This is a genomic window from Streptomyces sp. NRRL WC-3626 (genome assembly GCF_000718785.1).
GTDB lineage: Bacteria > Actinomycetota > Actinomycetes > Streptomycetales > Streptomycetaceae > Streptomyces > Streptomyces edwardsiae.
In genome coordinates this window covers 254,821-273,386 of record NZ_JOCA01000008.1, presented here as the reverse complement: position 1 = coordinate 273,386, position 18,566 = coordinate 254,821, and the positions used below count along the sequence as shown (strand labels likewise).

The window sequence follows — 18,566 nt, the reverse complement described above, 5'->3', positions numbered from 1 at the left end:
GAGACCGGACGACATGGCGATCCACCTCACCAAGGAGAGCAAAATCCTCGTCCAGGGCATGACCGGCGGCGAGGGCATGAAGCACACCCGGCGGATGCTCGCCGCCGGCACGAACGTCGTCGGCGGCGTCAACCCCCGCAAGGCCGGCCGCACCGTCGACTTCGACGAGCGTGCCGTCCCCGTCTTCGGCTCCGTCGCCGAGGGCATGGACGCGACCGGCGCCGACGTCACCGTCGTCTTCGTACCGCCCGCGTTCGCCAGGTACGCGGTCGTCGAGGCCGCCGACGCCGGCATCGGCCTCGCGGTCGTCATCACCGAGGGCATCCCCGTCCACGACTCCGTCGCCTTCACCGACCACGCCCGGCGCAAGGGCACCCGCGTCATCGGCCCCAACTGCCCCGGCCTGATCACCCCCGGCCAGTCCAACGCCGGCATCATCCCCGCCGACATCACCAAGCCGGGCCGTATCGGACTCGTCTCCAAGTCGGGCACGCTCACCTACCAGCTCATGTACGAGCTGCGGGACATCGGCTTCTCCACCTGCGTCGGCATCGGCGGCGACCCCGTCGTGGGCACGACCCACATCGACTGCCTCGCCGCCTTCCAGGACGACCCCGACACCGACCTGATCGTCCTCATCGGCGAGATCGGCGGCGACGCGGAGGAACGCGCGGCGGCCTACGTCCGCGACCACGTCACCAAACCCGTCGTCGGCTACATCGCCGGCTTCACCGCCCCCGAGGGCCGCACCATGGGCCACGCCGGCGCGATCGTCTCCGGCTCGTCCGGTACGGCGCGGGCGAAGCAGGAGGCCCTGGAGGCGGCCGGGGTCAGGGTCGGCGCCACCCCCACGGAGACGGCCCGGCAGGTGCTGGCCGTCCTGAACGGCGAGGGCTGAGCCCCTTCGCCGAGTCCCCTTTCTCTCGTTTTTCTCTCGTTTCTCTCGACCGTGCACCGAGAGCGGAGCCAACCGCATGCCACCCACCCTCACCCTCAAATCCGGCACCTCCTGGACCGACGCCTGGCAGCGCTGCCGGGCCGTCGCCCCCGAGGCCTTCCGGGACGACCGCGTCCTCAACCTCTGGAACTCCGCCTGGCAGCCGGACGGCCGGGCACTGCCCGCCGTCAGCCCCGTCGACGGCAGTCCCGTCGCGGGCCCGCCGCGCCTGGACCGGGTCATCGCCCGGCAGGCCGTGCGCGCCTCGCTCGACCAGCACCGCGCCTGGCGGCACGTCCCGCTGCCGGAACGCCGGGCCCGCGTCGCCGCCACCCTCGACGCCCTCACCCAGCACCGCGAACTGCTGGCGCTGCTGCTCGTCTGGGAGATCGGCAAGCCCTGGCGGCTCGCCCAGGCGGACGTCGACCGCGCCATCGACGGCGTGCGCTGGTACGTCGACGGCGTCGACGGGATGCTCGACGGCCGGGTTCCGCTGGACGGGCCCGTCTCCAACATCGCGAGCTGGAACTACCCGATGAGCGTGCTCGTCCACGCGTTGCTGGTCCAGGCACTGGCCGGCAACGCGGTCATCGCCAAGACCCCGACCGACGGCGGCGTCGCCTGCCTCACCCTGGCCTCGGCACTCGCCGCCCGCGAGGGGATACCCGTCACCCTCGTCAGCGGCAGCGGGGGCGAGCTGTCCGAGGTGCTGGTGCGGGCGCCCGAGGTCGGCTGCGTCTCCTTCGTCGGCGGCCGCGACACCGGCGCCGCCGTCGCCACGGCCGTGGCCGACCTCGGCAAGCGGCACATCCTCGAACAGGAGGGACTCAACACCTGGGGCATCTGGAATCACTCGGACTGGGACACCCTGAGCGCGGTGATCCCCCGGCTCTTCGACTACGGCAAGCAGCGCTGCACGGCCTACCCGCGCTTCGTCGTCCAGCGCCGGCTCTTCGACGACTTCCTGGCCGCCTACCTCCCCGCGGTCCGCACGCTCGAGGTCGGCCACCCGCTCGCCGTGGAACACCCCACCGACCCGTACCCCCGGCTGGACTTCGGACCGGTGATCAACGCGGCCAAGGCGAAGGAGCTGCACGACCAGGTCGCCGAGGCCGTCGACCGCGGCGCCGTCCCGCTGCACCGGGGCACGCCGTCCGAGTCCCGGTTCCTGCCCGGCCAGGACACCTCGGCGTACGTCCAGCCCGTCACGCTGCTGAACCCGCCTCCCTCGTCGCCGCTGCACCACGCGGAGCCGTTCGGCCCGGTCGACACCATCGTCCTGGTCGACACGGAGGCGGAACTGCTGGCCGCCATGAACGCGTCCAACGGCGCGCTGGTGGCCACCCTGTCCACGGACGACCGGTCCACCTACGACCGGCTGGCCCCGCACATCCGCGCGTTCAAGGTCGGCCACGGCGTCCCGCGCTCCCGCGGCGACCGCGACGAACTGTTCGGCGGCTTCGGCGCGTCCTGGCGCGGCGCCTTCGTCGGCGGCGACCTCCTGGTCCGCGCCGTGACCCGGGGCCCGGCGGGAGAACGCCTGCCCGGCAACTTCCCGGAGTACCAGCTCATGCCCTGACCCGTGTGACCGCCCGGACACCCACCGTGCACCCCGCCCACCACCGCCCCCAGGCACGGAAAACGCAGGTGAAAGGCACTGCGAAACCTTGGTATGGTTGTCCATGTCGCCACGGGGGGAACACCCGCCGAGGCGACAGGCACCTGGTCCGGGTGGCGGAATGGCAGACGCGCTAGCTTGAGGTGCTAGTGCCCTTTATCGGGCGTGGGGGTTCAAGTCCCCCCTCGGACACATAACGCAATGGATGGCCCCGATCGTTTCGGTCGGGGCCATCGGTCGTTTTGGAGGAAGTGCACGTGGAGCAGTTCGCTGCGGGCAAGGTACTGCGCGGCAGGTACCGGCTGGACCGGATCCTGGGCAGAGGGGCGATGGGACACGTCTGGCAGGGGACGGACGTGTATCTGGAGCGGCCCGTGGCGGTCAAGACCGTGGCCGCCGACCTGCTGGCGCTGCCGGAAGGCCGCCGCACCGCCCTGGCCCGTTTCGAGCGGGAGGCGAAGGCCGCCGCCCGCCTCGACCACCCCAACATCACCACCGTGTACGACGCGGCCCTGACACAGGACGTCTGCTGCCTGGTGATGCAGCTCGTCGACGGGACGACCCTCGACAACGTGGTCGACGGGGCCGACGACCGGCGCCTGCCGGTGCCCGCCGCGGTCTCCGTGGCCGCGCAGCTGTGCGCGGGACTGTCCGCCGCGCACGCCGCCGGTCTCGTCCACCGCGACCTCAAACCGCAGAACATCATGGTCCGCACCAGCGGTCTGGTGAAGATCCTCGACTTCGGTCTGGTGAAGGTCCTCTCGGACACCGACCCACAGCTGACCATGACCGGGGAGACGCTCGGCAACGTCGCCTGCGCCTCCCCCGAACTCCTCGCCGGCGACAGGACGCTGGACGGCCGCAGCGACCTGTACGCGGTGGGGTGCCTGCTGCACCACATGCTCACCGGCCGGCCGCCCTTCGACGGCGTGGGGCCCGCCGAACTGGCGACCCAGCATCTCACCGTGCCCCCGCCCTCGTTCGCCGACCACGGTGCCGAGGCCCCGGCCGCGCTCCAGGACCTCGCGCACGCACTGCTCGCCAAGCGCCCCGAGGACCGTCCCGGAGGCGCGGCGGAGGTGTACGCGGCCCTCGCCCCCTACCTGCCGGGCGCCGACCCGGCGTACGCGAACCGCCGAATGCCGCCGGAGGATCCCCGGCGGCCGTTCCTCGTGCCGCAGGGGCCGGTCATGCCCGGTTAGCCGGACCCGCCGCGGACCGGATCACGCCGCGGCCGGCGGCCGTACCTCGATCAGCTCCTTCAGGAACGGGCTCGGCTCCCCGTGCCAGAAGACGTCGAGACTGTCCCGTGCGCGCGTGGCCGCCACGAACAGCAGGGACCGGGCGCGCTGCATCTCCGTGCGGTAGCGCGCCGGGTCCGTGGCGCGCCGCTGCCGGACGCCCGCGCGCGGCACCAGCCCGTCGGTCACCCCGGCGATGATCATGCGCTGGTACTCGAGCCCCTTGAACCGGAACATCGTGCCGATGTGCACGCCGCTGTCGCCGAGGGGCCCGTCCGGACCGATCTCCAGCGCCATGATGCCGTGCTCCCGCAGCGCGTACGCCACCTCGCGCGCCATGTCGTTGGTCGGCACGGCGATGGCGATCTGCTCGTGCCGCACCTCCCCCCAGGACTCGATCAGCGCGGCGATCGCCTCGCGCTCGTCCGCCCAGTCGGCCAGCCGGTGCAGGTTCGGGACGGCGCCGCTGAGCACGGACCGGTAGCCGGCCAGCGTCTCGGCGCTGCCGTCGAGGTCGTCGTACGTCTCCTCGCCCAGCACGTTCAGCGCGGAGCGCAGGATCTGCCGGGTGGTGCGGTAGCTCAGCGACAGCTTCGACGCCCGGCCGCGGATGTTGATACCGAGGCTGCCGAGGGTCACCTGGTTCTTGTAGATGCGCTGGTGGGTGTCGCCGACCAGGAACAGGTCATTGCGGTCGGGGGCGGTCATCGCGCGCAGCATCTTCCAGTGCGCGGGCCGCAGGTCCTGGGCCTCGTCGACGACGATGTGCCGGTACCGGTAGCGCAGCCAGCCGCCCGAACCGTCGGCCACGTGGACGTTGTCGAGCCCGCCGGCCTCCTCCCGCCGCCGTTCGATGTCCTGGATGCGCCGGGCGCGTCCCGCCTCCAACTGCGCCGCGCGCTCCGCGATCTGGTCCCAGGTCTGGACCCCGAGCCGGTCCAGGCGCTGGGCGAACCGCTCGGCGAGCTGCCAGATCTCGGCGCGCTCGGCACGGCTGACCGTGCGTCCGCGTCCGGCGCGGCGGGCGCGGAAGTAGTCCGTGCGGGAGGTCACCGCCTGGCCGAGGATCACCTGCGTCCACTCGTCGTGCAGGAACTCCGCGTCCCAGCCGTCCTCGCCGAGTTCGTCGAGGAGTGAGCGCCATTCGCGGACCGCCTGCGCCTCGTCGACGATGCGCTTGCGGTTGCCCGGTTCCGCCTCCCGCACGGTGCGCAGCGCGAGCTGGTCGACGTGGCTGATCTCGACGCGCGACAGCAGCGCCTCGCCGCCCAGCGCGAGCAGCCGTGAACGCAGGTCCGCCGCGAGGTTCTTGTTGTACGTGGTCAGCAGGACCGGCTTGGTGCGGCCGGCCGGGAGCCGCTCGACCAGGTGCCTGACCCGGTGCAGCGCCACGATCGTCTTCCCGGTGCCGGGTCCGCCGCCCACGCGCGCCGGACCGCTGTAGTCCCGGGTGACCAGCTTGGCCTGCGTGGGGTGCAGGAACACCTTCCAGCGGCCGAAGTCCTCGCCCTCCAGCGCCTCGCGCAGCGCGTCGTCGGTCGTGGTGACGATGGTCGCGGGACGGTCGGCGGCGGCCCGGTAGTCCTCGGGGTCCACCGGGTCGGGCACCGCGACGGGGGCCGTGACCTGCTCCAGGACGTCGTCGTACGCCTTGCCGTCGTACAGCGCGAGCAGCACCTCGCCGGTGAGCTGCGGCGCGTACTCGACGAGTCCGAGGAGCTGGTCCTCGGTGGTCAGCGCGGCGACGACCGGGACGAGGGACGGCGCCACGCCCAGGTCGGTGAGCTGCTGCTCCGACCAGGCGGCGAACAGCGGCTGAGGAGCTGCCGGTTCGGGAGCCGGCGCGGGGGCGAGGACCTCCTCCTGCACGACCTGGAGGTCCACGTACTCGATGCCGCCGGTCACCCGGTTCACCGAGTAGGTCAGCCGGTCCAGGTGCGCGTACACGTCCTTGCGGTGCTTGACCGAGACGATCAGCCAGTCGTCGTCGGCCAGCCGCAGCAGCAGCGCGCGGTACTCGTCGTTGACGCGCGCGGAGTGCAGCTTGTCGTGCCCCTGCAACTGCTTGAGGCGCAGGCCGGCGGAGTCGGGGTTGGTCTTGAACTTGTGCTGGAAGTCGTAGATCGCCCCCTTGACCGGGCGGGGGAGTTTGAGGATCTCCCGGTCCGCCTTGTCGAGCAGGCGCAGCGTCACGTTCTTGCCGGTCACGGCTGTTCGTTCCCCCCGTTGTCCTTGGTGGTGTCGTCTGACGGATGAGGGCCGATCCGCTCGGCGAGGCCGTCGGCCGTCCAGGCGGCGGCGGTCCGCACCTCCCAGCCGGCCGCGGCGAAGTCGCGGTCCCGGTCGGCGGCCTCCGGGTCGATGTCCTCGCCCTCCGGCGGCCTCGGGGTACGGACGACTCCGACGCGTGCGTCCGGCCAGGCCAGTTCGGCCTGCCAGCCGGTGTTCGCGTCGAGCTCGTAGCCGTCCCGGGGCACCGGGACGCCCCGTACGGCGAGGGCCTCGGCGAGCTCGGGCAGGCCGTGCTCGTCCGGGTCGAGGAGTTCGATGACCTTGTCCCAGGCCGGGTCCCGGACGGGTGGGGCGGTCACCCCGACGGCCGGGGGAGCCTGCGGCGCGGCCGGCGCGGCCGGCGCGGTCCCGGCCGGTGCCGGCGTGCCGCCGGCGAGCGTGAGGCGGACGCTCTCCAGGACGCCGCCGCCACCCGTGACGGCCAGGGTCTCCACGGGGAACCCGTCGAGGCGTCCGGTCGTGAGCTGGACGGCGTCGCCGCCGCCGGTGTCGAGGAACTGCAGCACGTTGGACCAGTACAGCCAGGCCCGCCAGCGGCGCTTGTGCGCCTCCTCCCGGGCGTGGACGCCGGGCGTGTCGTCGAGCAGGACGACGCCGGTCCACGCCGGGGGCTTCTCCCGGCCGTCGGCGGCCAGCACCAACGGCAGTTCCGAGCGGTCGGTCACCGAGAACAGCTGCACCGGGCCGCGCGGTCCGGCTGGCGTCTCCCCGCGCAGCGCCGCCGTGATCTGCCCGCCCAGTGCTTCCGGCGTGAGCGCGGACGGGCGCGCTCCGGCGCCCATGAACCCGGCCAGCGCCGCCTCCGCACGCCACCGCCAGCGCTCCGCGTCCGGCCGGCGCAGATACTCCACGAGCTGCACGGCGGGGTTGACCCACACCGTGTCCGCCAGCTCCCCGGGCAGCCCGCCCCGCACCGCCGCGTAATAGCCGCGCGCCGTGTCGCGGGCCTTCTCCCCGTACGGCTCCCACACCGGGTCGGCGGGTCCCGCGGCGCCCTGGCCGGTGTCCCGCACGCGGCGCCGCCAGTCGCTCACATCGCCGTAGGTGAGCTGGAAGACCCGCAGTCCCTCCGCGCGCAGCCGGGTGCGCTTGTCGGCGTCGTCGCCCGTCCGGTCGTGCTCCCGGCCGGCGTGGAACTCGTAGCCGTCCAGGTAGAGCGCCAGCCGCGGGCCGGGTGCGTCGACACGTTCGAAGAGGACGTCGGGACGGGTGCCGTCGAGGACCCGCTGCTGGGACACCCGCCAGCTCAGCGTGGTGCCGTCGGCCGCGGTCAGCCGCAGGTCCAGCGCGTGGGTGCCGGCCGGGGTGATGTAGGCATCGGCGCTGGCACGGCTCTCGGGGAGCGCGGCCCACTCCCGCAGCGTGTCGATGAACAGGACCTCGAGGTCGCTCTCGGCCTGCTGGTGCATCGGGATGTGCTGGGTGGTGGTGACGGGCGAGGTGGACCAGCGTTCGCCGTCCGCGCCGAGCAGTTCGTCCAGCATCTGCCGGACCTCGTTGCGGCTGACCTTGTCGTAGTCGGCCGGGGGGACGCGGCGCAGCAGGCAGCGGTGACAGCCGTCGAGGCCCTTCCTCAGGCAGTCGCAGTCCTCGATGACCTCACGGGCCTTCAGCAGTACCTCGCGGAAGCCGTCGGAGGTGGCCAGCCGGTGCAGATAGCCGGTGCCGCCGGGCAGCCGGTCGTAGACCACGAGGAACCGGCGCGGCCAGTCGCGGTCCTCGCCGTCCGGCATGGACGCGGCGGTGATGTCGATGTGGTCGGGATCGCCGCCGTAGCGGGCCGCTATGCCCGCGAACAGGGCGGCGGTGAACGAGGCGAGCCGTTCCCTGGCGCGTGCCACGGACGCGGGCAGCAGGATGCGGACGGCTTCCGTGGTCAGCTCGTGCGCCAGCAGCAGCGGTACGTCCGTGCCCGCGCCCTGCGCCTCGCCGCTGCCGCGCAGCCGCCTGCGCGGGCACCACAGCTGGTGGTGGGCGCTGGCGCGGGTGGAGTGGGCGAGGGACGCGGTGAGGGCGTGCTGCGACTGGTCGACGACCGGCCGTCCGTCGGCCGTCGCACCGCCGCAACTCGTGCACACGTAGAACGGGTTGAGCCGCACGTCGTCCCCGGCCAGCGGGACCGTGCTGCTGCCGTCCTGCCGGTCGATGCCCAGGTTCAGGGTGCGTACGACGGCCCTGCGGGTGAAGTCGGCGCCGAAGACGGCGCTGTCGTGCCGCCACGATCCGGCCGCCAGGTGGGCGGGGTCGATGTCGACGGTGGTGAGCACCGCGTACCGCCTGCGGTCGCGTTCGTCGCGGTCGTCCCGCACCCGGGCGTCGTCCCGCTTGTCCCGGGAGGTGACGCGCCGGGGCGTGAGGACGTGGTGCACGCAGCCCGCGTCGGAGATCTCCCGGGAGCCGCAGCGCGGGCACGGGGAGGTGTCGTTCTTCGGGTCGCCGTGCGTGCGCGCGTACCCGCACGCCGGGCACAGCCGCCACACCGACCAGGCGCGCCGCTCCGGGCTGCCGATGTCGAGGGCGCGCACGACGTGCCGGTAGCCGTTGACGTAGAAGCTGTTGCCGGGCGCGAGTTCGGTCAGCGCCAGTTTGCGGGACCGCTCGTAGTCGCGGGTCTCGCTGCGGTACACCCACTCGCGGCGGTCCTCGTCCCCCGCCGTGGCGGTGTCCGTGCCGTCGTCGCTCCCGGCGGCCTCCTTCCAGTAGAGGGTGGCCTCCAGGGACGTCGTGGTGTCGGTGAGGCTGTAGTTGGGCAGCAGGCCGAGTTCGACGAGGGCGCCGTGGGCGCCGGTCTGGCTGAGCTGGCGCAGCAGTTCACCCGTGGCGCGCCGCTCCGCGAGCAACTCGCGGCGCTCGGCGCCCTGTTCACGGTCCTCGGCGAGCAGTCCGTCGACGGCGGTGTCGATGGCGGCGATCCTGCGGCGCAGTTCCTCGCGGCGCGCCGTCCACTCCTCCTCGGCCTCCGACAGCGTGCGTGCGATGCCGCCGGTGGCGTAGGCGCGCAGCTCGTCGGCGGCGTGCGCGGACACGCCCCGGTCGTCGTCGGGGCCGCTGCCCGCCGGAAACAGGGCGAGGAACTCCTCCACCAGCCGCGCCCCGTGGGTGAGTGCCGCGTCCGACAGGTCCTGGCACCAGCCGGTGGTGCCGAACAGCGCCGACGAGAGGCGCGGCACTGGCATCAGCGGTTCGCCGTCCGACGTGGTGAGTTCGCCGCGCGCCGCCCGGTCCAGCAGGTGTGCCGTGTACTGGCGGCGCAGGATCTCGACAGCGGACAGATAGCAGCCCGGCGGCACGATGTCACCGGCGATCATCTCGGTCGGGTCGTCCAGGTAGTACCGGTCGCGGGCCCGCCGCCCGCCGAAGGCGACCACCAGCGCGTTGCCGGTCCGGCGTCCGGCGCGCCCGGCCCGCTGCACGTAGTTCGCCGGGCCGCCCGGCAGCGAGCCGAGCAGCACCGCCGACAGGTCGCCGATGTCGATGCCGAGCTCCAGCGTGGGCGTGCAGGACAGCACGTTGGGGTCGGTGTAGTGGGTGCCCTGCCGGAACGTCCGCTCCACGCCCTCGCGTTCGGGCCGGGTCAGCATGCCGGTGTGCTCCGCGGTGACGACCCGGTAGGTGCCGCCGGTCAGATACAGCCGGCGGTAGTAGTCGGCCCGGTAGTCCCGCTCCAGTTTCCCGCTGAAGCCGCCGCTGCCCGACCCGGTCGACGACATGCCGTACTGGGGAGGGGTGAGGACGCCGGTGCAGCGCCAGCGCGGGCAGGGGTGCCCGTACCAGCGGGTGCGCCGCTCGGGCGGTACGACCTGCTGCCAGCCGCACTCCTCGCAGCTCACGAACGCCTTGTTGACCAGGTCGTCCGCGAGCAGCCGTACCTGGATGTGGCCCGGCTGGAGCCCGTACACGCGGGTGGTGCGGTCCTTGGCGGTGCGTGCCGACAGCACGCCCACGTCGGCGAGGACGGGCAGCAGCCGGCGCAGGTACTCGGTCGCCTGGGCGGCGTCCAGGCCGAGGCAGCGGCGCGTCCAGTCCTGGTACCAGTTGCCCTTCCCGCCGATCGTGTCGAACTTGGTCTTCTCCTTGGGCCCGGCGAGCAGGAACCTCGGCGGTGCCACATATCCCTCGGGGAAGGCGGGCATGCCCTCCGGGCGCTGTCCGGAGATGAGGTACTGGTTGACGCCGGCTTCCTTGATCCAGGTGTCCAGCCACCGGTGCCGGACGCCCCCGCGCAGCCGCATCCGCTCCAACAGCCCCCGCACGTAGGCCAGATAGCGGTCCGGCGTGGGCAGTCCGCCGTCGAAGCCCAGCTGTCCCGGGAGCGTGAGGTGCAGGTCGCGGGCGAGCGCCACGATCCGGTCCGGTTCGTCGATCACCACCTCCGCGGCCGTGGTCCGGGTGAGCTCCAGGGTGCGCCCGAGCCGCGAGCGCAGCCCGAACTCCATGACGGTGGCGAACGCGAGCCGTTCCCCGATGAGTTTCCAGGTCCGCGCGTCCCCGGTGCCGCGCCCGGACAGCAGCCGGTCCACGCCCGGTTCGTCGTGCAGGTCCGGCGGGACGACCGCGGCGAGGGTCCCCGGGTCGTCCACGGCGTCCAGGACGTCGCCGATCAGGTCGTTCAGCGGGAGCGGCGCTCCCGAGTCGTCCAGCCGGTGCGCCAGCAGCGAGCGCAGCGAGAACTTGTACGAGGCGTTGGCGACGTATCCGGCGCGGTGCGCCGCGTCCTGTGTGGAGTCGTTGAACAGCAGCGTCTTGCGTTCCTCCGGGGCGAGCGCGATCTCGTGGCCGCCGGTGAACAGCTGGGTGACGGTGGCGGAGGCCAGGGCGGCGAGCGCGGTGCCGAGGAACCGGATGCCGTTGTCGGTGTCGCACGCCGGGCAGGTGTCGTCCTTGGCGGCCTGGTCGGCGGTCTTCCTGTCCAGCACGGCCCGCGCGAACCAGGCGTCCTGGAGCCCTTCCCCGTCCTCGGCGACGGGCATCCGGTACGTGCCCTGCGCGCCGTCCAGCACCACCACGGACTGCGGGTCCGCGCCGCCCGCCTGCTTCGGCGCGCCGCCGGTGAGCGCGTCGAGGGCGTCCCGGGCCTCGGCCGGGGTCGCGGAGATGAAGTACCGCAGCCGCCGCTTGTCGCGTCCCACGGAGGCCTGCCAGATCTTCGGCGGGCTCGTCTCCAGCTTCTGCGGATCGGCCTCCGGGGACAGCGCCGCCCATCCCGAACGCCCGCACACCCGGCAGTAGACCGCCGGCAGATGTGCCTGGGCGGGCCGCTGCACGGTGTCCGAACCGGGCAGCGCCTCGGGCCGCCGCGAGTCCGCCGACGGCCACTCGTCGCTCTCCGCCGACTCCTCGGACGCGGACGCCGCGGTGAGCGCGGAGCGCCGGGCGAGGGTCCGCTCGTCCTCGTACCAGCGGAACTCCGGTCTGCCGCCCACCCCGCTCAGCACCCGCCCCACCGGCCGCACCCACAGGTGCGCCTCGATGTGCAGCAGCGGACGCGGCCGGCGCTCGTCGGACTCGGGGTCCCGCGCGGACGACAGCAGCGCGACGAACCGCGACAGCGCCTCCAGCGCGAGCCGCGGGTTCTCCCGCGCGGTGCGCGCCCACGCGTACCCGAAGCGGGCCATGCGGTCCCGCAGTCCCCACTCGTCGAGCGGCTCGCCGTTCAGCAGCGCGAGCACCCCGTGGGTGAAGTCGTGCTTCTTGAGCAGCCGTCCGATCTGGAAGGCGTCCATGCCGCGCCGCCCCAGCAGCCGTTCGGCGAGCCCGTCCAGGTCGAGCCGGTCCGGGTCGGACTCGACGCCGGGCCCGCCCGAGACGTCGATGACCTCCTTCGGGTCGGGCGGCTCGGGCAGTTCGTAGTCGATGTCGCCGACGAAGTCGTCGGCGCTCAGCCGCTCCTCGCCGATCACCGCGTCCGCACCGAACGGCACTCCGAACACCTGCTCGGTGACGGCGAGGATGCCACTGCCGTCGCCCCCGCCCTCACCGAGGGTCGCCGAGGTCGCCACCGGGCAGATCGACCCGAGCGGCCGCTCCGGCTTCGACGCGCCCACGGCCGACGCCAGCCGGCGCAGCAGCATCGCCACGTCCGTGCCCTGCGCGCCGTCGTAGGTGTGGAACTCGTCCAGCACGACGTACGCCGGGTCCGCGCCCTCCCACAGCGGCCGGTCCTCGGCGCGCTGGAGCAGCAGGTCCAGCATCTTGTAGTTGGTGATCAGCACGTCCGGCGGCGCCTGCCGCATCTCCTCGCGCCGTGTCATCACCCGTCGGAAATCGGTGTCCGGCTTGTCCCCGATGTAGAGGCCCGCCGTCACCTGCGCCAGCTCCGGCTGCGCCAGGTACTCGCCGATACGCCCCGCCTGGTCGGTGGCGAGCGCGTTCATCGGATACAGCAGGACGGCCTTGACCCCGCGCCGGCCCAGCGCCTTCTGCCGCCGGCAGTGGTCGAGTACGGGGATCAGGAACGACTCGGTCTTTCCCGACCCGGTGCCGGTCGTCACGAGCGTCGGCTCGGCCGTCCCCCGGTACGTGCTCAGCCGCTCCCACGCCTTCGCCTGATGCCGCCACGGCGTGAACGCGGGCTGCCACTCCAGCGCCGACTGCCACCCGTCCCCGGCCGGATGGAACGGCGTCCTGATCCGCAGATACGGCCCCCGGAAGATCCCCGTCTCCGGATCCCCCAGGAACCGCTCCAGCGCGAGCCGCGTGTCCTCGTCGGCCAGCGCGTACGTCGTCGTGAGGTACTGCGTCAGACTGCCGCGGAGCTGCGCGGCGGCCAGGGTGGGCTTCACGAGGACCTTTCGGGCAGGACGGTTACCGCGACCGCCGGGCACGCGGCGCCGTGACAGCCACCGCGGGCACCATGACGATCAGCGTCGAAGATACCGCCCACCTCGGACATCGGTACCCACCCGGTCGCATCCCGGACCCCGGCCCCGGGAACGGGCGACACCGGTACACCGCGTACACGTTCCCGTCGATCCGCGGGTGTTCCGTGCCCGCGCCGTCATCGGCCCCCTCCGGGCCGGCCGTCCGGGGCGGCGCTCACCGTCGCCCACACGGTCTTGCCGGGGCCGCCACGGCGGTCCATGACGCCCCAGTCGTCGGCCAGCGCCGTCACGAGCAGCAGGCCGCGGCCCGACTCGGCGTGGTCCGCCGGCGCGGCGACGACGGGCCGGTCCTCGCCGCGGGTGTCCGACACCTCCAGCCGGAGGTCACCGCTCGCCTCGGTGGCCAGCCGTACGTGGAAGTCCCGGCCGGGCACACGCCCGTGCTGTACGGCGTTCGCGCTCAGCTCGGCGGTGATCAGCGTCAGCGTCTCGTTGACCTGACTGTCGTAGGGATGGCCCCAGGTGTTCAGGCAGTGGGCGACGAACAGCCGCGCCAGCCGGGCCCCTCGCGGGGTCGAGGTGAAGCCCATGGCGAACTCGTCCGAGGGCATGGGCAGCAGGGTGAGCAGCCGGGGCGGCCGCTGCGGGGAGGGACTGTGCATGACGCCAGCGTGGTGGCTGCGACGGGCGTGTCACCAGCGGCGACGCCTGTACGGGAGTGTGCTGTACATGAGCCGGGCACGGGGCGGGGACGGCGGCCTGCGGAATCACTCGCCCGTCGGCGTCGTCAGGTCCAGCGCGTGAGGTCTCCGACGAAGTCCGCGTACGAGCGGTTACTGCCGCGCGGGGAGGGGATCAGCCGGTGCTTCAGCGCCTCGCGGGCGATCGCGGGGCCGTCGCTCTCCCGGAACACCGGCAGGCCGAGTCCTCGCTTGAGCTCCTCCTTCGCGTCCTTGAGGCGGCCGGTGTCCTTGCCGAGCAGACGGTCGGGGACCTTCCAGCGCGGACGGACGTGAGGGAAGGCGTCCGGGAAGAGCAGCAGCCAGCTCTCGCTCTCCCATGCGGCGAGCGCGACCGCCGTCCGGAACTCCTGGCACTGGCGCCCGAACTCCTCGGACAGTGCTTTGCGGATCCGGTCGTACTGGGAGTCGGTGTAGCCGTCCAGGTCCTCGTGGACGACGAACCCGAGCAGGTCGGCGCGCTGCTGGAGCGCCTTGGCCCGGGCCTTGCCGGCCAGGGTCCGCACGGCGGCGGCGAGGTCGGGACCGGACTTCCTGCGCAGCCGCACCGGATCGTTGATGCGGACCAGCTTGGCGTCCGCGGTCAGATCGGGCCGGTGCGCGCGTATCAGGGAGGCAAGGATCTCGCAGTCGTTCTGGTCCTCGCCGGCCAGCACGATGACGCGCCGCTCCCGCCCTCGGTTCTTCGGGGTCACAGCTCACCACCAGTGAGGTCGCCGCCGAGAACTCCGGAGAACCACAGCTCCCCGAGGGGCTGTTCACCCGATTCCTCGACGATGGCCTTCACCTCGTCGACCGTGAGCGCCGGGATGACCGACGCGCCGTCCTCGTCGCGGTCGCACACGACGAACTCTTCCGGGCGCAGCCGGTTCACGAGCGCGGGCGAGTGGGTGGCGACGATGAACTGTGTGCGCTCGGCTGCCTCGCGCAGCCGCTGCACGACGAGTTCCAGCGCCTGCGGGTGCAGCCCGTGGTCGATCTCCTCGATACAGGTGAACGCCGGAGGATTGGGGTCGTAGAGCAGGGCGAGAAGCCCCAGCAGCCGGACGGTCCCGTAGGAGGCGTCGGCGAGCGGGGTCAAGCGGCGCAAGCCGTGCTCGCGCAGCACGACGGTCAGCTGGTCGGTGGCCCCGCCGACCTCTTCGAACTCGATGTTCTCCAGCTGCGGCAGGACCGTGCGGGCGTCGGCGACCAGATCGTCCCAGATGTCCTCACGGCCGCTCAGGTGGATCAGGAAGGCGGCCAGGTTCTCGGCGTGCGGCGAGAGGGAGGCGAAGCGCGCGCCGCGCAGGCGGGTCGGCTGCCGGGCCGCGGCCACGTCGACGTCGAAGACCCGGAACGACGACAGCCGGTCGGCGACCCGGGTCACCTCGTCGCCGCCGTCGGCGGGACCCAGCCGGGGAAGGGTGGACAGGCCACTGCTCAGCCGACGGATACCGAAGCTGCCGCTGTCCCTGCTTTCACCCGCACGCACATCGAGGATGCGTGCCTCCTCACCCGAGATGGTGATGCGCCGGCCGCGTCCCTGTCTGCGTTTGAACGCGAAGCTCTCCTCACGGGAGAGGGTGTAGTAGGCCGGCCGTTCGTCGTTCGGTTTCGTGCGAAGGGAGCGGCGCCGGATCGTGAGGCCGTACTCGTCCGGAGCTGTGAGGGTGGAGTTCGTCGTCCAGGTCGCCTTGAGGTGGACGCGCATGGTGGTCGGTGGCTTGGTACCGCCCCAGAAGGCCACCTCGTCGAACCCGCCGCGTGCGTCGAGCGCCGGCTGGAGGTCGGAGCGGATGATGTCGGCGAGGAAGTCGAAAACCTTCAGCACATTCGACTTGCCCGCACCGTTGGGGCCCACTAACACCGTGAGCGGACCCAGCGGCACGGTCACATCGCGCAGACTGCGGAAGTTCTCGACGTGCAGTTCGAGGAGACGACCGGGCATGGACAACCTAACGGGAGGTGCGAAGGGCGGCTTCCGTCCGCGGTCGGTACGCACCCACCGCGGACGCAACATCGTGCGTCAGCGTATCCGGGAGCGCAGACAACCTTTGCCTGTTCGGCGTGGCCGTTCGGCCGAAGGCCGTCCCAGGCTCAGGGACGTCCACCCCGTTGTGCCGTGACCGCTGCGGCGGTCTGTGACGCCCCATTCGTCGGCGAGGGCGGTGACGAGGAGGAGACCGCGGCCGGCCTCGGCGTCCCGTTGACGCGACAGTCGTGCTCGGCGGCACCGCGCCCGAAGTTCCGCAAGGATCGCCTTCTCACGGGAGTTGACGTCACCGTCCACGGTGGCCACCCGCTCCGCCGCGTCGAGGATGTCACTGAGATCGCCCGGCTCGGCATCCACGCGCTTCCACACGTCGGCCGGGTCGATGTCGACGACCTGCGCCAGCTTCTCGTCGACCACGTTCGGCGGTCGGCCGAGTTGCCGGGAGAGTGGCCCCGGCTGCCCTCTCCGCGCGTCGCTGCGACGAGCGGCGCGACAGCCACGCGGCCAACCGCCCGGTGTGGCGGACGTGGCCCCTAGTCCCGCGTCGGGTTGTTGTCCAGCTTGCGCCGCTCCCAGCGGTTGGGATGGCGGATGACCACTCCCGCCATGCCGCCGGACCCGGTGAGCCGGATCAGCGGGGTTCCCGGAAGCCGGTCGGGGGTGGTCTTGTCCTTGAGGCCGCCGATGCCGGGGTCCATGCCACTGGTGTCCGCGGCCCAGCCCTCGGGGATGACGATCGTGACGCCGGCTGCCTCCCCGTACGCCTCGACCGCGACCTCCGTGAGGCGGCACTCGACCCGGGTGAAGTCGACCTTCACTCCGGCCAGGCCTCCGTGAGCGATCACGCGCCCGGGAACCTCCCAGCGTCCGGGGCCCCGGGAGGCGCCGTGCATGCCGCCCTTGAGCACCAGCGGCGGTAGTTCCTCCCCGGCGGAACTCGCCCTGGGCAGGTCGGCGGTCAGGACGGCCAACTCGGCGTAGGTCTTGGACTTCCACGCCTGCTCCAGGCGCGCATCCAGCTCATCGAGGTCAATTCGCCCTTCGGCCGCCGCATCGCGCAGCTGCTCCACCACCGCTTCCCGGTCGTCGTGGGAGGCGCGGAGCTCTCCCGGCGGAACAGGGAGCGGAGAGGGATTCGGAGGCTGGGCCGTCATGGCCACAAGGATAAGCAGCCGGCGGATCGGGCGTCATCGTGGGTGAGTTGAATTCCATGACCGACGTGCCCGTGTTCCCCCGGCTCCGCGGCGAGACCGAGCCCGTCCCGGCCGGCCGGGACGCGAGGCGTCGGGGCCGCCCGGTCGTGGCGGACCCGACGCCCGGACCGTCGCAGCCGTTACCGCCGGCGCGGCGTCCAACGGCCCTGCGGCACCGCGGACATCACTTCACTGCGACGTAGTCCCCGGACGACTTCGACGGTCCGGTGGTGCTGTTGCCGTTGTACGCCCAGCGCCACGTGCCCGACTTGGACGCCTTCACGGTCGTCTTGAGGCTGCCCGAGCCGTTCGCGTACACCGTCTTCACCGTGGTGTAGGAGGTGGCCCCGGCGGGCTTGAACTGCAGGTTCACCAGGCGGCCTCCGTAGGTGCCGTACTTCCTGGTCTCCCAGTTGGCCCGCGTGACCTTGCCGGTCACCGTGAGGGTCTTCCCCTTGACCACGGGTTCGGGCGAGGCGTTCACGGTGAGGCGGGAGTTGCGCTTGACGTTGACCGTGAGGCCCTTGTCGTCGACGTCCCCGCCGCCGCCCCTGAAGTGCACCTCCGCCCCGACCTTCCAGGCCCCGGCCTCGCTGTTGCGCATGTCCCACACGCTCGGGTCGAAGAACATCGTCTCGTTGAAGTCGCAGACACCCGACTTCACCTTGACGCAGTCACTCGTCTCGATGGCGTGCCACAGCCGGTCGCCCCCCTTGCGGTACAGGAACACCGCAGGAAACTTGTACTTCTTCGTGGTCGTCATCCGGAACGAGGCGGGCACCGCGATCTCCGCCGACACCCCGATCACGATCGACTTGCCGCCGTTCACCTGGACGCGGGAGAACGACACCCCGCCCTCGGCCGCCCCGGCCGGCACCGCCGCCACGGCCGTGAACGCCGCCGCCGCACCACTGGCCACGACGATTCTCCAGACCTGGTTCCCCACCTGATCCCCAATCCGCACGGAAGGACACCGGAGGCTCATCCCTCCAGCGCCTTGAAGACAGCCGACAACCACACCTGGTTGTACGCCCGTTGATCACGATGGGGCATCGGACCAGTCCTGCCTTCCGCGAGGCGGAGAGACGGTGCGGTGAGGCGGGCGAAGCACACACCCCTCGTCGCCCTCTGAGTAGCCGTACTCAGGCGTGCAGCCGTCCGTTCCCTTCAGCATGGTGCACATGGTGAAGGGTGCCCTGGACCTCGGCCTGGCCATCCTGTTGGCAGGGTTGGAAGCGGCAGCGCTGGTTGCCTTCTGCCTCGTCGAAGGCATGAAGAAATGGGTAGCCAAGGGAGGGCCGGTTCCTGGTGCGACGAGCCGGTTCCTCGTGGTGCTGAGCGTGGGGTCGACCCTTTCGGCGCTGGTCGGCTACGGCTTCTTCCGGGCCGATCTGCCGATGGCCTGCGTCTCTCAGGCGGTTGTGGCCGCACTTCTCACGTCGCTGCTGCTCCTGGACGCGGGAACCGAGTGCGTCAAGCGAAGCGGCAGACACCGATTACGGCGCCGTCTTCGCCGAGAACGTCGTCGCCTTCACGCGTCCCAGTCCGAAGGCCGCTCACCCGCACGGGACCCGGCCCGCCGGGGCCCACGGCGGCGCTGACCCCTCGCCACCGACCGGACTGTGCAGCGGGGGTCCTGGTGCGAGGCAGGCGCAGGGCGTGCACGGCCTTTCCGGTCGCCCCACACGGCCCGTTCCTCGCGTCCGGCTCGTCGGCCCCACCAGGACGACACCTGCGCATCGTCGTATG

At 72.2% G+C, this 18,566-nt stretch carries 12 protein-coding genes and 1 tRNA gene; 5 read left to right on the top strand and 8 right to left on the bottom strand.

Going from position 1 to position 18,566, the window contains the following annotated elements; genetic code table 11:
• The first annotated feature begins 13 nt into the window (after nt 1–13).
• The 4 genes from sucD to IF28_RS0115335 all read left to right on the top strand — a co-directional run bounded on the left by sucD (nt 14) and on the right by IF28_RS0115335 (nt 3,757).
• Nucleotides 14–898, top strand: coding sequence for a succinate--CoA ligase subunit alpha (sucD, locus tag IF28_RS0115350; protein WP_030219587.1), 885 nt, complete (start codon nt 14–16; stop codon nt 896–898).
• 76 nt (nt 899–974) lie between these two features.
• On the top strand, nt 975–2,516 hold the full coding sequence (locus IF28_RS0115345) for an aldehyde dehydrogenase family protein (RefSeq protein WP_030219586.1): 1,542 nt from the start codon (nt 975–977) through the stop codon (nt 2,514–2,516).
• A 146-nt stretch (nt 2,517–2,662) separates the two neighbouring features.
• A tRNA-Leu gene (locus IF28_RS0115340) sits at nt 2,663–2,747 on the top strand.
• A 65-nt stretch (nt 2,748–2,812) separates the two neighbouring features.
• Nucleotides 2,813–3,757 carry a serine/threonine-protein kinase gene (locus IF28_RS0115335; RefSeq protein ID WP_030219585.1) on the top strand — a complete coding sequence of 315 codons (945 nt, stop codon included), beginning with the start codon at nt 2,813–2,815 and terminating at the stop codon, nt 3,755–3,757.
• Nucleotides 3,758–3,778: 21 nt separating this feature from the next.
• Here IF28_RS0115335 and IF28_RS0115330 read toward each other — a convergent pair whose 3' ends face one another.
• The 8 genes from IF28_RS0115330 to IF28_RS0115295 form a co-directional block, all read right to left on the bottom strand.
• On the bottom strand, nt 3,779–6,004 hold the full coding sequence (locus IF28_RS0115330) for a UvrD-helicase domain-containing protein (RefSeq protein WP_030219584.1): 2,226 nt from the start codon (nt 6,002–6,004) through the stop codon (nt 3,779–3,781).
• Entirely contained in the window at nt 6,001–12,870 is a 6,870-nt protein-coding gene (locus tag IF28_RS0115325) for a DEAD/DEAH box helicase (RefSeq protein ID WP_030219583.1), read from the bottom strand. Before IF28_RS0115325 ends, IF28_RS0115330 begins: the two co-directional genes overlap by 4 nt.
• 215 nt (nt 12,871–13,085) lie before the next feature.
• Nucleotides 13,086–13,571, bottom strand: a complete 486-nt coding sequence (locus IF28_RS36400) for an ATP-binding protein (protein WP_078621182.1) — start codon at nt 13,569–13,571, stop codon at nt 13,086–13,088.
• 125 nt (nt 13,572–13,696) lie between these two features.
• Complete coding sequence (locus tag IF28_RS0115315) at nt 13,697–14,344, bottom strand: hypothetical protein (protein ID WP_234325188.1); 648 nt, start codon at nt 14,342–14,344, stop codon at nt 13,697–13,699.
• Nucleotides 14,341–15,579, bottom strand: a complete 1,239-nt coding sequence (locus tag IF28_RS0115310; protein ID WP_030219573.1) for an AAA family ATPase — start codon at nt 15,577–15,579, stop codon at nt 14,341–14,343. The genes IF28_RS0115315 and IF28_RS0115310 overlap by 4 nt, the downstream gene beginning before the upstream one ends.
• A 78-nt stretch (nt 15,580–15,657) precedes the next feature.
• Nucleotides 15,658–16,041: a hypothetical protein gene (locus IF28_RS39850; protein WP_234325186.1), complete on the bottom strand. Its 384-nt coding sequence runs from the start codon at nt 16,039–16,041 to the stop codon at nt 15,658–15,660.
• A 116-nt stretch (nt 16,042–16,157) separates the two neighbouring features.
• Nucleotides 16,158–16,778 carry a DUF1707 SHOCT-like domain-containing protein gene (locus IF28_RS0115300; protein ID WP_030219567.1) on the bottom strand — a complete coding sequence of 207 codons (621 nt, stop codon included), beginning with the start codon at nt 16,776–16,778 and terminating at the stop codon, nt 16,158–16,160.
• Nucleotides 16,779–17,001: 223 nt separating this feature from the next.
• Nucleotides 17,002–17,763 (bottom strand): hypothetical protein, encoded by a 762-nt coding sequence (locus IF28_RS0115295; RefSeq protein WP_030219564.1) that lies wholly within the window; start codon nt 17,761–17,763, stop codon nt 17,002–17,004.
• A gap of 235 nt (nt 17,764–17,998) precedes the next feature.
• On the opposite strand from IF28_RS0115295, the gene IF28_RS39200 reads away from it, so the two are divergent.
• Nucleotides 17,999–18,418, top strand: a complete 420-nt coding sequence (locus tag IF28_RS39200; protein ID WP_158713687.1) for a hypothetical protein — start codon at nt 17,999–18,001, stop codon at nt 18,416–18,418.
• Nucleotides 18,419–18,566 lie beyond the last annotated feature (148 nt).

Excerpts from the sequence above, each read along its gene's own strand:
- sucD (WP_030219587.1), top strand. The coding sequence starts at position 14 with ATGGCGATCCACCTCACCAAGGAGAGCAAAATCCTCGTCCAGGGCATG.
- IF28_RS0115345 (WP_030219586.1), top strand. The coding sequence starts at position 975 with ATGCCACCCACCCTCACCCTCAAATCCGGCACCTCCTGGACCGACGCC.
- IF28_RS36400 (WP_078621182.1), bottom strand. The coding sequence starts at position 13,571 with ATGCACAGTCCCTCCCCGCAGCGGCCGCCCCGGCTGCTCACCCTGCTG.
- IF28_RS0115310 (WP_030219573.1), bottom strand. The coding sequence starts at position 15,579 with ATGCCCGGTCGTCTCCTCGAACTGCACGTCGAGAACTTCCGCAGTCTG.
- IF28_RS0115300 (WP_030219567.1), bottom strand. The coding sequence starts at position 16,778 with ATGACGGCCCAGCCTCCGAATCCCTCTCCGCTCCCTGTTCCGCCGGGA.
- IF28_RS39200 (WP_158713687.1), top strand. The coding sequence starts at position 17,999 with ATGGTGAAGGGTGCCCTGGACCTCGGCCTGGCCATCCTGTTGGCAGGG.